The sequence below is a fragment of the Paraburkholderia megapolitana genome (genome assembly GCF_007556815.1).
Taxonomy (GTDB): Bacteria; Pseudomonadota; Gammaproteobacteria; order Burkholderiales; family Burkholderiaceae; genus Paraburkholderia; species Paraburkholderia megapolitana.
This window is the reverse complement of record NZ_CP041743.1, coordinates 1,667,143-1,680,544: the sequence shown is the minus strand read 5'-3', so window position 1 is coordinate 1,680,544 and position 13,402 is coordinate 1,667,143. Positions and strand designations below refer to the sequence as shown.

13 protein-coding genes are annotated in these 13,402 nt (G+C 59.4%); 1 reads left to right on the top strand and 12 read right to left on the bottom strand.

Translation table 11 applies throughout. The features are described 5' to 3' along the window. Window positions 1–96: 96 nt before the first annotated feature. The gene (gene ppk2, locus FNZ07_RS07115; RefSeq protein ID WP_091014899.1) at window positions 97–1,020 is read right to left on the bottom strand and encodes a polyphosphate kinase 2; all 924 of its coding nucleotides are present in this window, start codon (window positions 1,018–1,020) and stop codon (window positions 97–99) included. Window positions 1,021–1,269: 249 nt separating this feature from the next. Here ppk2 and FNZ07_RS07110 point away from each other — a divergent pair, with 249 nt between their 5' ends. Then, a complete protein-coding gene (locus FNZ07_RS07110) occupies window positions 1,270–1,470 on the top strand; it encodes a hypothetical protein (RefSeq protein WP_143098104.1) in 201 nt (66 codons plus the stop codon). 18 nt (window positions 1,471–1,488) lie between these two features. Here FNZ07_RS07110 and FNZ07_RS07105 read toward each other — a convergent pair whose 3' ends face one another. The 11 genes from FNZ07_RS07105 to FNZ07_RS07055 form a co-directional block, all read right to left on the bottom strand. Continuing rightward, the gene (locus FNZ07_RS07105) at window positions 1,489–1,905 is read right to left on the bottom strand and encodes a universal stress protein (protein WP_091014896.1); all 417 of its coding nucleotides are present in this window, start codon (window positions 1,903–1,905) and stop codon (window positions 1,489–1,491) included. Window positions 1,906–2,020: 115 nt separating this feature from the next. Next, a complete protein-coding gene (locus tag FNZ07_RS07100) occupies window positions 2,021–2,317 on the bottom strand; it encodes a hypothetical protein (RefSeq protein ID WP_245811563.1) in 297 nt (98 codons plus the stop codon). A gap of 103 nt (window positions 2,318–2,420) precedes the next feature. Beyond that, the gene (locus FNZ07_RS07095; RefSeq protein WP_091014892.1) at window positions 2,421–3,056 is read right to left on the bottom strand and encodes a GNAT family N-acetyltransferase; all 636 of its coding nucleotides are present in this window, start codon (window positions 3,054–3,056) and stop codon (window positions 2,421–2,423) included. A gap of 179 nt (window positions 3,057–3,235) precedes the next feature. Beyond that, window positions 3,236–3,877, bottom strand: a complete 642-nt coding sequence (locus FNZ07_RS07090) for a glutathione S-transferase family protein (RefSeq protein ID WP_091014890.1) — start codon at window positions 3,875–3,877, stop codon at window positions 3,236–3,238. A 72-nt stretch (window positions 3,878–3,949) separates the two neighbouring features. After that, window positions 3,950–6,136, bottom strand: coding sequence for a prolyl oligopeptidase family serine peptidase (locus FNZ07_RS07085; protein WP_091014888.1), 2,187 nt, complete (start codon window positions 6,134–6,136; stop codon window positions 3,950–3,952). A gap of 124 nt (window positions 6,137–6,260) precedes the next feature. Next, window positions 6,261–6,653 (bottom strand): VOC family protein, encoded by a 393-nt coding sequence (locus tag FNZ07_RS07080; RefSeq protein ID WP_091014886.1) that lies wholly within the window; start codon window positions 6,651–6,653, stop codon window positions 6,261–6,263. A 24-nt stretch (window positions 6,654–6,677) separates the two neighbouring features. After that, the gene (locus FNZ07_RS07075) at window positions 6,678–7,562 is read right to left on the bottom strand and encodes a bifunctional helix-turn-helix transcriptional regulator/GNAT family N-acetyltransferase (protein WP_091014883.1); all 885 of its coding nucleotides are present in this window, start codon (window positions 7,560–7,562) and stop codon (window positions 6,678–6,680) included. Window positions 7,563–7,610: 48 nt separating this feature from the next. Beyond that, on the bottom strand, window positions 7,611–9,800 hold the full coding sequence (locus FNZ07_RS07070) for a S46 family peptidase (protein WP_245811561.1): 2,190 nt from the start codon (window positions 9,798–9,800) through the stop codon (window positions 7,611–7,613). A 265-nt stretch (window positions 9,801–10,065) separates the two neighbouring features. Then, a complete protein-coding gene (locus FNZ07_RS07065) occupies window positions 10,066–10,653 on the bottom strand; it encodes a hypothetical protein (protein WP_143098103.1) in 588 nt (195 codons plus the stop codon). Window positions 10,654–11,195: 542 nt separating this feature from the next. Then, complete coding sequence (locus FNZ07_RS07060; protein WP_211367801.1) at window positions 11,196–12,176, bottom strand: AAA family ATPase; 981 nt, start codon at window positions 12,174–12,176, stop codon at window positions 11,196–11,198. 266 nt (window positions 12,177–12,442) lie between these two features. Beyond that, entirely contained in the window at window positions 12,443–13,228 is a 786-nt protein-coding gene (locus FNZ07_RS07055) for a hypothetical protein (RefSeq protein ID WP_143098102.1), read from the bottom strand. Window positions 13,229–13,402 lie beyond the last annotated feature (174 nt).

Here is a 13,402-nt window from a genome sequence, read left to right as displayed (position 1 = left end):
AGGTGCTTCAGCGATTGGGCAGCGCGGTTCTCCGCGCTGCTTTTTTTTGTGCGGTCCACCGGCGGGCGCCGGTGGACTGATACGCGTGACGCGTACTCAGTAGATCTCGGGCACGATGAGCTCCGCCGGCACCGGCTGGCGGATGTACTCGGCGTGGTGCACACGCTCGGGCAGCGAGACGCTCGGATGATCGATCTCGTGATACGGCACCTGGCTCAGCAGATGGTGGATGCAGTTGAGCCGTGCGCGCTTCTTGTCGACGGCCTGCACGACCCACCACGGCGCCTCGGGAATGTGCGAACGCTGCAACATCACTTCTTTCGCGTGCGTGTACGCTTCCCAACGGCGCCGGCTTTCCAGATCCATCGGGCTCAGCTTCCATTGCTTCAACGGGTCTTGAATACGCGCCTGGAAGCGGATTTCCTGCTCTTCGTCGGTGATCGAAAACCAGTACTTCAGGATCTGCACACCGCTGCGTACCAGCATCTTTTCGAACTCGGGCACCGAGCGGAAAAATTCTTCGTATTCGTCGTCGCTGCAAAAACCCATCACGCGTTCGACGCCCGCGCGGTTGTACCAGCTACGGTCGAACAGCACCATTTCGCCGCCGGCCGGCAGATGCGTCGCGTAACGCTGGAAATACCATTGCGTGCGCTCGCGATTGCTCGGCGCCGGCAGGGCGACGACGCGGCACACGCGCGGATTGAGCCGCTGCGTGATGCGCTTGATCGCACCGCCCTTGCCCGCCGCGTCGCGGCCTTCGAAGATCACGACCATCCGGTGACCGGTCTTGACGATCCAGTCCTGCAGCTTCACGAGTTCACCTTGCAGGCGGAACAGTTCGCGGAAGTACATCTTGCGCGCGTCGCGGGCTTCGGGCGTCATGCCCGCCGCGCCGTCGAGCAGGCGGTCGTCGACTTCCATTTCGAGTTCCTCGTCGTACGCGTCGACCAGGTCTTCCTCGAAGCGACGTTGCCGCTCCGCCAGCAGTGCTTCGGGTCTCTGATCCTGCTCGTTCATCGCGATTCTCCTTGCGGCGGAAATAAGAGGGTAAGCAGTACGCCCGTGCAACGCGGCGTCAACCGGCGATTATCGGCTGAAGCGATGTCAGCCGTATTACTTTGCTGGATGGATCGGTGAGCGATCGTTGAGAAGCGGAACGGCTCGTGACGCGGCGAATACCGCTATTTTGCGCTTTCCGTGGCCTTCTTTACACGCCGGATATACGCGTACTGACAGAATCGCTGGATCGATCAGCGAGGCTTCACCATGTCCAGCCTGAATATTCGCCGCGGTACAGGGGCACCACGCGTTGCCGGTATGACCGGCCGGCAGAGCCGCCGGCGTTATCGGTTTGCGCTTACCGGGGCAGCAACCGTTGCGGCGGCGATGGCGATCGCTGTGGGACAACCGGTGGTTGGAATCGCGATCTATGGGGCACTTACGCTCTCGTTCGTGTTTTTCTCTTGAGCAGCCGACGGATAGTGGCTAGTGAAGCATCGTCACCGGTGTAGTCGTGTGTCTCCACAGGTTGGCGAGCACGATCAGTCTGCGGAAAAAGCCGAAGTGGCTGGCATCGATCACCACGACGTCCGATTGAGTCGTGGCCGCGTAGGCGGCAATCGCCTTCGTGCCGCGCCCGAACACCCGCTTCCATTTATAGGGAACACCTGCATCTTCGAGAATCGAACGTGCCTCGATCAGCGGAGCGAGCATGGCGTGTTTCTCTTTTCGAAGCAGTGAGCTGCGCGAGTGAAACGCTGCCGTGCGTCCCTGATCGATCGGCTCCAGCACCTCGAGCAATTTGACTTCGGACACGCAGTGCTCAAGGAACATGAACGCCGCATAACGCGCAGCCTGTACCGCACCACCGTGATCCACCACCGGGATCAGCATCTTTAACATCGAGCGCTCCGATTCGCTTGAAGAAGCGGGGATGACCTTTTCATTGCAGCATGCGTTGCGTCAAGGTGCTGAAAAACGCGCGGGGAAAAGTATAAAGATTTCGTTAACGGTGCTTTTAAGCGCCAACCGCCGCAGGGTTCAGTTCGATATGCAGGATGACGAGCCAGCGCTTCGGACAATCCACTGCAATTTCCAGCGCATTGCCGGTGTCGCCTGGCGTTTTGATAAAGCCTTTCTCACGCGCGAAAGCAAACGCGCGGCGCGCATCGGCCTGGAGCCACATCGTCACGAGACCACAGGTGACGCAGCTAAACACCATGATTGTCTGATGCGTGAGGTTGGTGTCCACCTGTTGCGCAACATACGTAAACGCAGTGGTCAGGATCTGGTTGGCCACGAAGGCGACTACCATGACCTTGGCAAATCCTCTAAAGATCGAGGCGGTTCTGGAGTGGGCCATCGGTGTAGCAGGTCCTTCTGAAGCGTGGGAAATGGTTCTTTAGCGATGCACCGGATCACGCGACGCGAGCGAGCACGTGATGCGGAAGTTCGAGACGGTGCGACCACGCAGCAAGCGTGCGGGCAGCCACCGGCGGCTTGTGCAGGATCGCGCTGTCGTAGCGCTTGCCATCGAATCTCATGAAGTCGCCGATCCGGAAACCTTGCCGGCGATAGAACGCGATCAGATGCGCGGCGGGCTGCGGTGTATCGAGCGCCAGTTCCGCGTAGCCGCGTGTCGCGGCCCAATGTTCTGCAAAGGCCAGCATGAACGCGCCGATACCACGCGATTGCCACTCAGGTTCGACGCCGATCTGCCGCACGCTGGCTACATCGTTCTGACGATAAAACTCGCAAGGCGAATCGCGATCGGGCGCGTAGAGCGTCATCGTGCCGACGATACGTCCATCACATACGGCGACATGACAGTCGCCGCTCAGCGCACGCGCCTGTGTGACAGAAACCGGTTGATCGACACACGTGCAGTTGAGTCCCATCGCACCGAGTCGCGCGAACGCACGATGCAGCATCGCAGTCAGCTCGTCGAACGAATCTCGCGTCGGGTCGAAGCGCCGCAGCTCGATATTGCCCATGCCGCGATGGACATAGGTGATCGGTACAGGGTGCTTCATCGCTACACGTTGCTGCAACATGACAACCTCGTTTTCGCATCACGTTGCACGAAGTGTAGGTTTGGCCTGTTGCGGCGCGCAAGAAAAAATCCCGTAAAGAATTGAGTGGGCGACCAGGCGCGGTCGCCCTGCAATGACGAGCGTTTACGTGTTTTTTATGGCTTATCGTGCGAACTTGACACCGAGTAGATACGCAATGCCTAGGTCAGCATCGGCGTCATGTCTGGATCGCCTTTTTTCATCGCCCGTCGATACGCATCGCGGGCACCGATGCGCTGAAGATACGCGAGGATATTCGGGTAAGGCGAGAGATCGAAAGGCATAAAAATCCGCATCGTCGTGAACGAGAATACCGTCACGATATCCGCTGCGGTGAATGCATTTCCTGCCAGATAGTCGGTTTCGCCCAAGCGGGTTTCGACAAGATTCAATACGAGGTCGAGCCGCGCGCTCGACCACTTCAAGGTCGGATTGTCGGCAGGCAGCTCGACACGGCCCAGAAGCATGCTGCGCCCAAGATTGGGTTGAAGCGAACCGTTTGCGAAGTGAAACCAGAACAGATAGTCGGGGAACGTGGCGTCGGTGGCAGCCGGCACGAGGCCGCCGCTGCCGTGCTTCGCGATGATGTACTCCATGATCGCGGTGGATTCGGCCAGCACGATGTCGCCGTCCGAAATGATCGGTGCGGTGCCGAGCGGATGCAACGCCTTGTACTCGGGCGGCCCAAGCCGGGTAACGGGGTCGCGATTGTAGATCTTCAATTCGTAGGGAATCGCGAGTTCTTCGCACAACCACACGATGCGCTCGGACTGCGATTTGCCGAGGTGATGAACGGTCAGCATGCTGGTTTCCAGGTTGTCGATAAAGACTGCACGAATAGACGGACCACGTTACGTGGCCCGTCCGTCACTGCACTATTGCTTCGGTTGAAATCCCGCCTCACCCATCTGCCACAGCGCGAACGACCATTCGTCGGCGAGCTGGTTGGCACGCTGCGACACGCTCGAGCCAATACCGTGGCCCGCATCGTAGTCGATGCGCAACAGCACGGGCCGACCGCTGCTCGTCGCAGCCTGGGTTCGTGCAGCCATCTTCAGCATATGCCACGGCGCGACGCGCGGATCGTTCGCGCCGGTCGTGAACATGACAGCAGGATAAGGCGTGCCGTCATGAATATGCGCATAGGCACTCATCGCATAGAGGCCGTGAAAACCCGCCTCGTTCGAACTCGAACCCATCTCGGGCACATTGGGCGGCCCGTTCGGTTCGGTCTCGAAGCGCAAGGCATCGGACAGGCCAACGTCGTCGAGAATGACGCGGAACAGACCTGGGTTGATCTCCATGGCACCGCCCATGACGATACCGCCCGCGCTTGCCGAGTTTGCAGCGAGGTATTTCGACTGCGTGTAGCGCTCGTCGATCATGTGCTGCGCAGTCGCGATGAAATCCATCATCGTGTTGATCTTCGTGAGCTTCTGCCCCGCGCGATGCCACGCGTCGCCGTATTCGCCGCCGCCGCGCATGTGCGCCACCGCGATGATGCCGCCACGGTCGATCCAGCCCTGCCACGCCGGGCGATACGACGGGTCCATCGATATGCCGTAACTGCCGTAGCCATAGACGATCGTCGGATTCGTTCCGTCGCGCGTCACACCTTTCTTCGCGATGATCGATACGGGGATGCGGGTACCGTCGTAGCTGGTGGCAAACTCGTCGTGCGCTTCGATATCGTCGGATTCGGTCTTCGAGGGTGGCACCAGGCCGGTATCGGTTGCCGCGCTGGCACCAGGCGTATAGCTCAGTTCGCGCGGAGCCTTAACCCAGCCCTGCAGGCTGAACAGCAGGCCGGGCGAACGCGGATCGCTGACGAGATCGCCCACCGTGCCGGCAAACGGCAGGCCGATGGGCTGGTTGTCCTTGCCGTCGTACGACACGTGCCGCAACTCGAAGGTCGCGCCGGCGCGCTCGCCGAGATACATCCCGTCGCTGGCAACTTCGAAGGCATCGAGCACGTTCTCGCTTTCAGGCACGACCACGTTCGCATGCGCGATGTCGGGATGGGCCAGCGGCGTCGAGAGAATCTGGAAGCGCGGTGCGCCTTTGTCCGACAGGACATACAGACGATCGCCGCGCAGACGCACGTCGGTTACGCCGTCCTCGGGTGTGGCGATTTTCTTCCACGGCGTCTGTGCGCCGTGAATCTGATCGAGTCGCGCAACGTAGAAGGTGTTCGGATTGTTGTCCACGTTGTGATTCGCGACGGCTACCGCATACGGCGAATCGGGTGCCAGCAGGACATAGGTGGCCTGCCCTTCGGGCACATCGACCGAAGCGGACACGCCGCGTCCGAACACCGCTTCGTCGCCTTCGCCGTCGGTATGCTGACCCAGCACGTGCAGGAAAGTCACCGCGTTGTACTCGCTCAGCGAGGGTGGCGTATCCGGTCCGGCTTTCGGGTAGCGCAGGTAGAAGAACGATTTATTGTCGTTGCGCCAGGAAACGAAACAGTCGCTCGTGCGGTCGATGGTCTCCTGGAGCTGGCTACCGGTCTGCAAGTCGATGACGTGCAGCACGCTCTTTTCCGAACCGCCTTCGGAGACGCCATAGGCGACATAGCGCCCGTCCCACGACGGCGAGTACCAGTCGAGCGCGAAGTGATGCGCGCTGTCGGTAGAGAGCTTCGCCGGGTCTACGAGCACATGTTCTTCGCCTTTCACACCATCGCGATACGCGAGCTTGGGCAGATTGGTACCGGGCTCCAGCATATGGTAGAAGAGCCGATCGCCGCGGCGGGTGAAGTCATAGCGTTTCAGGTCGCCGGCCATCAACTCCTGAATGTGCGTCGCCAAAGAGGCGCGGTCGGGAATGCTGTCGATTACCTTGCGGGTATAGGCGGCCTGCGCCTTCATCCAGCTCTGCACCTCCGGATCGCTGAGGTTCTCCATGTAGCGATAGCGATCGACGACCGGTGTGCCGAAGTACGTGGTGGTCACCGGGCGCACGGGCGCCACCGGTTGACTCTCCGCCGACCAGGACAGGCCCGGCGTGGCGACGAACGTCAGCGCGAGCGTCGCGGCGAGTAGACTTTTTGTTGGCTTCATGTGGACTCTTTGAGTGACGAGGCGCCGCAAGATTAGCGCGACTAAGGTGTTCGCCACAATAGAGTGCAGCCTGATCTGGCGCAGATGTATGCCAAAACGTAGAGCGCGGGGGCGATGAAGGTTGTTACGCCGACGCTACGCCATCCACATGCTGGGAGATCGAGAGCACGTTGCCGTCCGGGTCGGCAAACCACGCAATCCGGGCTCCCGACGGCGAAGTCCAGATGCCGGCGTCGCTCTGCTCCAATGGCGGATAGCGCTTGAAGACGACACCTTTAGCACTTAGTGTGCGCACTTCCTGCTCGATGTCTTTCACACGCCAGCCAAGTATCGTGTACGGTGCCGGCGTAAATTCATGCAGCTTGGCTATCCGTATCTCCGTTCCCTGCGATGCCACTACCAGCGCAAACGGATCGTCGCTGACAAAGCGCAGCCCCAGAACATCTTCGTAGAATCGACGCGCTTTTGCGGAATCGACTGTTGGAATGAAGCCCATTACCTCGCCGTCAGCGACCATACCCGTCTCCCTCTAGTGGCTTGTTCAGGTCAATTTCTTTTCGAACCAGTGGTGTGCGTAAGGCTCCGCGCTAAACGCTTCGACTTCTACGTATCCGCAGCGCCGATAGAGATTGATCGCTTCGGACAAGGTTCGGTTTGTCTCCAGGCGGATCGCGCGCGCGCCGCTCTTGCGCGCCTGTTTTTCGGCTTCATCGAGTAAACCCCGCCCTACGCCGAGCGCCCGCACCGACGAGCTGACCCACATCCGCTTGAGTTCGGCCGCCGATTTCTTGTGAAACTTGAGCGCGACGCAGCCCACCGGATTGCCGCGCAACCGCGCGACGATCAGTACGCCATGCGGCGCCGTCAGTTCATGCGTGTCGGCCGGCAGGCTGGACGACGGATCGAATCCCGCTTCGAAGCGTGCGTTGAGTTCGGTGAAGTATTGCTCGAAACACCAGCGCGCATCGTCGCTAGCCGGATCTTCGATCTCGAAGCGTATCAACGACGGTTGCAGCAGACGCTCCACTTCGGCCATCGCGGTGAGCAGCGCCACGCGCTGGCTTTCGCTCAACGGATCGAGCACACGGACTGCTACCGTGTCCGACAACCGGTCGAGTTCAGCTCGTTCCTTGAGCCCCGATCGGGTAAGCAGAATGCGGCGTACCCGGCGATCATCGGGGTGCGCCTCGATCGCAACGAGCCCTTGCCGCTCAAGCGAACCAAGTATGCGACTCAGATAACCCGAGTCGAGATCGAGGCGTTCGCGAAGTGCGCGCAGATCGGCGCCATCGGGACCGATTTCCCAGAGCAGACGCGACTCGCCCATGGGGCGGCCGCGGCCGAGAAAGCTGTCGTCGATTGCACCGATGCCCTCGGCCACGATGCGGTTGAAGCTGCGAACCTGCTGGATGTCGAGCGTTTTCATGATATCTGACTCTAGTCAGATATCATGATGCCGTCAACCACGGGCCCCTTATTGCGGCACTTTCACCTTCATCTCGTCGAGCAGATTGTCCGCGTGGTCGAGGTGGTGCATCACCCACAGCATGTAACGCACATCGACTTGAATCGAGCGGGTTTCCGCGGGATTGAAGAGCCAGCCCGAACTCGTGCCTTCCCAGACACCGTCGAACGCAAGACCCACCAGTTGACCGTTGCGATCCATCGCCGGCGATCCGGAATTGCCGCCGGTAATGTCGAGGTCCGCGAGAAAAGCGACGGGCAGCGAGCTTCCCGCCGGTGCAAGACCGTCGAACGCTTTCGCGCGAATCGCTGCCAGTTCCGCAGGCGGCGTGTTGAACGGCTCTACGCCGGTGGTTTTCTGCACGATGCCGTCGACGGTCGTGAACGGCGTGTATTCGACCGCGTCGCGCGGCTTGTAGCCCTGGACGGTACCGAACGTGACGCGCAGCGAACCGTTTGCATCGTGATAGACCGGCAGTCCACGCGACGCGTTAAAGGCAATCAGCGCCGCCATATAGCCCGGACGGACCGTCGTTTCGTCGCCGGCAAACGTCTTGTTCTGGCGCTCCACGGCGAGCAGGTCGGGCATCAGCTCACGCATCAGCTTGATCCACGTATCGTTGCTGGCGTCGATCTGCGCAGGGGTTGCGGAAAGCAGCGCGACGCGCGTTTTGGTATCGGTCAGCGAGGTACCGGCATACAGCGCCGCGACCTTCTTCGCGATGCCGGCTTCGTCCGTCACACCGCCAAGCCACCGATCAAGCGCAGGCAGATGCTCCGCAGCCGGGAGCTTCACGTAGTGCTGCAACTGGTAGGCCAGCAGTTGCTGATCCATCGCCGGATCGAATTCCTGGTCCAGACCTTGCTCAGCACCGAGCAGGCGAATTTCGTCACGCTTCTGGAAGCCCTCTTCCCGCTCGAGATCGGGTTTCTGCTTTTCCTGCGCAAGGCGCACGATCTGATAGGACGCGTCGAACAGCCCGCCGCGCTGGATCATCGCCAGCACGAAATTGCGTTCGCGCAGTTTCAGGTGTGCGTCGACAAGCTTGCGCAGATTGACGACATCGGCCTGCAGCGCGGCGCCGTCAAGCGCACCGCCAGGCTTTTGCTGGGCAAGCCATTGATCGAGCGCAGCTTCCTGCGCGCGTTTGGTGGCCAACGCATTGCTACGCGCGAGCCCCTCGAGATTGCCTTGAAACAGCTTCATGGCGTTGTTGAGCTCCGCGACGAGGGTCGCGTACTTGACGCCGACTTCCGGGTTCTTTTTGCTCGCGGCATCGACGAGAGCAAGCATATCCCTAGACATGCCGATTTTTGTCGGATATTCCCAGTCGATCGCGCTTTGCAGTTCATCGGCTAGCCGATAGCGATCCGTGTTGTACGGATAGCCGGCCACCATGACGAAATCGCCGGCCTTGACGCCCTTCGGATTGAGCGTCAGCCAATGCGTGGGACGATAGGGAACGTTGTCCTTCGAATACGATGCCGAGCTACCGTCCTTACCGACATAGGCGCGCAGATAGCTGAAGTCGCCCGTGTGGCGCGGCCACATCCAGTTGTCGATATCGCCACCGAACTTGCCGATCGACAGCGGCGGCGCATAGACGAGCCGGATATCGCGCAGTTCTTTCTGGCGAATCAGCTGATAGTCGTAGCCGTTGCTGAACGTGTAGACGTCGCATCGATAGCCCGGTGTTTCGCAGCCTGCCACGATGCGTTTCTTCGCCTCGTCGATGGCAACAAAACGTGCATAGCCGTCCATGTCCGGCTTCAGTGCGGCGTTCACCTGACTCGTGACGTCGCTGATCTGCTCGGTCACGTAGACCCGCTGGGTCGGATCGGCAGGCAGTTCTTCCTGCTTCGTATGCGCGAGAAAACCATCGTTGATCAGGTTCTTCTGCGGCGTGGAGTTAACCTGCAACGCGCCAAATCCGCAGTGGTGATTGGTGACGATCAAGCCGTCGGGCGAAACGAATGACGCAGTGCAAAAACCCAGACTGACGACGGCGTCTAGCGGCCACGATGTCAGAGTTGAGAGTTGTTTAGGATCGAGCGCCAGGCCGCGTTGTTGTAACTGGCCTGCGAGAGCGGGAAGTTGCGACGGCTGCCACATCCCTTCGTCGGCGTATGCGTTGTGATGAATCACCAGTGCAGATGCGATAAGCGTCACACCTGTTGCGAGCCAATTCCTTGTGAGCATTGTGTCCTCAAGTGTTTTTCGTTTTGTCGTGACGTCGTTCGCCACCCTGGTTGGGGACTTGCAACGTACGCAGCGACCATGACGGGCCTGGTTGGCACAGCAAAGGATCTGCGCGGTCGCCGTAGGCGCAAAGGCTAACGCAGGCGTTTCGCCGTCGCAATCGTTGTTTGAGGGGGTGAATGCAAAAAGAAAGCTACCGCACCAGAATGGTTTCGCGAAACGACAAGGTCAACGCGGCCTGGTCAAACCGAGTGGACCAGGCCGATCAAGGTTGAGACGCTGCATCCGGCTTGACGATCACAGCAACCGGTTGCCCCGATCCAAATGCCTGCTGAAACTTCGGCCAGAACTCCTCGCCCCAGCTTTGTAGCTTCGCGAGATAAGCAACCTTCGCAGAAAATCTAGGAGCGTTCGTTGCATGCCAGTCCGATTCGCGGGCGGAAAGCGCCGTGTTGGAACTGATCCCTTCGACTTCGGGATCGAACATGTATGAAACCTCGAGCAGACCCCAGGTTTCCGCGCGCGTGAATCGGACATTGACCATGTCTTGCGGGTAGGTCACGCCCTTTGCCGCAAGATCGCCCGCTGCGGCGCGGTCAAGGGAAGAGATTTTGATCGCGCGATCCGCCCACTGCTGCAACGGCGGGGTGAAATAGTGATTGATTAGCCAGCATCCCTGATGGTCGAACGCCGTCACTGAGTCCAGATATAGATAATTCAAATCCGGGTTGCCAGTCGTGCAGGCATTCGCGGCAGGAAAACCCGCGCCTGGCTGATCGTTGCTGTGCAATGCAAACAATCTGATCGCACCGACAAGCCGCTTGTGCTCGATTCGCCCGAGAAAATAGGCCATTCCCGATGCACCGCGTGTGCGAGCCGTGCTGTTCGCAAGCACGGCCCACTGTCCCGGAGGTAGCGGGACATTGAACCCCTCGACCGGGATCACCTGCCGATAAGTCCGGCCAAGCAGCGCACCATCGAGACCGGAGATATCCGGCTTGGCTGCTGCACCCGGGACTGCCATTGAAATCGCGGCCGTTGCCGGTGATTTCGTTGCGAGATCGGCTACTGCAACCGCTTTTTGAGGGGCTACCGGCTTCGTCCTCGTAGTAGCGCTTGCGAGCGCTTCTGGCGTGGTGACTGCGGGTCTGGTCTGAGCAACGACCGGCGTCGGCGTCGAGACGGGTGCCCCCACCGCCGGCTCCGGCGAATGGTAGGTCACTGCCTCGGGCACGGGAGGAGCGGGCATCACATCGAGTGCGCGCCATTTTGGGGGAAAGCACACCACAACCACAGTCGACAACGCCGCTGCCGAAACGCATAAGCGCCACACGGGCGCGCGTGCCCACAACGATTTGCCTGGAGTGCCCGACAGGTTGGATACGTTTGGACTCGTCATTGCGGCTTGGCGATCACGCCTCCCTCCACCGACACGAGCGCGACCTTGGTATGGCCGTGCTCTTTTGCATCGATGAGTGTGTCCGCCAGCGACTCTTCGACCGCACGGACGAGATCGCGCGACGACGCACCCGTACCTAGCCGGCTCTGACGTCGCATCATGTTGATCAGAATATCCGGATCGATGCCTTCATCGGCCACATCGAGGCCGTAGCTCTTGATCATCGCTTCGATTTCAAGCGCTGCAACGCGGGCGATATCCAGACCAGTGAGCGATTTAAAAACGAAAATACGATCAATGCGATTGAGCACCTCGGGGGCAAAACCCGCCTCACCGAGCGCATTTGTAGAGGCGCGTCTCAGTTCATCCGCATCGTCTGCGAATCGCTCGCTCAACGCATGAAGCGCGTCGGTGGCGGCATTCGTGGTTAGCATGAAGATCGCGCGGGTCGTCGAAATCTGCTTTCCGTCCGATGCCTCGGTTACGAAACCATCGTTCCACGCCGTCAGGAAATTCTTGTGAACCTCAGGGTGAGCCTTTTCGATTTCATCGAGCAATACGACCGCATCGGGTGTGTCGCGCAAAGCAGCCGTAAGTTTGCCGTAGGAATTCGAACCAACGTATCCCTTCGATGCACCGAACAATTGCGTCGCACCGTGTGCGCCGCTCGAGAACTGCGTCATATCGAAGTGCAACAGCGCACGACCGAGTTCCGCCGCCAGACTTTTCGCCAGATAGGTTTTCCCGGTTCCTGGCGGCCCTGCCAGCATAAATACACCGATCGGCTTGTTGCGCTGCCGGAGTGCGAGACGGCGACGAATTTGCGCCGCGATATCGTCGCAGACAGCGTCCTGACCGATCACCTTGCTTTTTAGCGCGCTCGCGAGTTTCTCCGCATCGAGAATCTGCGGCTCGGGTTCCTGGGCAATCTTCTGCTCCAGGGCACGTCGATTCGTAAGCCTGTCCAGTGCGTCCATTAACCACCCGCCTTGTTTGACATCGCCGTATTGAGTTCGATGTCGATCGTGAAAATAGCCTGCAAAGACGATTAACCAGAACACTACTGCAACTGCAAATCCGATCCACGCGTGTTCATGCAAAAACCTCGCGGTTTCATGCGCATGCTGTTCGAGATCCGATCGCGCAGGCCCGTGTTGAGACAGGAACTGTCCCAACGCTACGCACGCCATCACAAGAAAAGCGAGGGGCGCGTAACGCGTTGCAAAGGAGTTGAGCCAACGCATCAGTTTGTCCTGACGTTCAAGGTAAGTACCTGCCCGACGCTCATGATCGGCAGGATTGCTTGTGCAGATCCAGAACCGAGGCCGACGGTAATGCCACCGCCATCGCCATCTCTGATTCCGGTAATACGAATCTGCCCACTCGCAGACACGGGAACCGCGAACGTGATGCCACGGTTGGTCAGCGAGACTGTTCGCGAATAGCCCGCACTATCGATTCGAACAACATCGCCGTCTTCGACATCGCTATCCCAGAGGCGCACCCACACGAGGACCGGTTGCGCAGCCTGAGTGGCTGGAGCGGCCAGAGGCTGCGCGGCCTGCGCCGGTGCAGTTGTAGCAGGAGCTGGCGCTGGAGCGACATCGGTATGCGCGGCGGCCGTACCTGCGTTGTCGCCTGAGCTCTTCGTCGACGACACATCAGCAGGAGTCGCGTGTGTCGACGAAGTCGTCGGACTCTGCGCAAGTTGCAGACGCAACCTTGATTGTTCGTCGGACGTTAAATGCATGGAATCGAAAGCAGTCGGGAATTCCGCAGCAGTAACGTTCGATACCGGAAGATATTTAATTGCCTCAAAAGCCTCGGTGCGTAATTTTTGATCCGACGCGCTAACGTCGTCACCTGATTCTCCACCGAACCATGAGGTTCCCGATGTATAGAAAACGCCAGACGCAATGACGCCAGCAACGACCACCGCTGCAAGCGCGGTCTTTGCCAGAATAGAAAGATTTTTGTAATGCCTGTCAGTCTGTGAAGCAGGTTGTAAGTTTTGTCGTTCCAAGCTCATTGGAAGCATCCCCTGGGATCTTCTTCTATACGAATGCAGTACCTTCGCTTCAGGATCTCTTACGAATTGGGCAGAGGATATCCTGAACGCGATGTATAGGGAATGCCAGCGGAGGAACCTTACATATGGGAAAGCAAACTCGAATCGTTCAAGCGCATTTCTCAGTAACGGAAA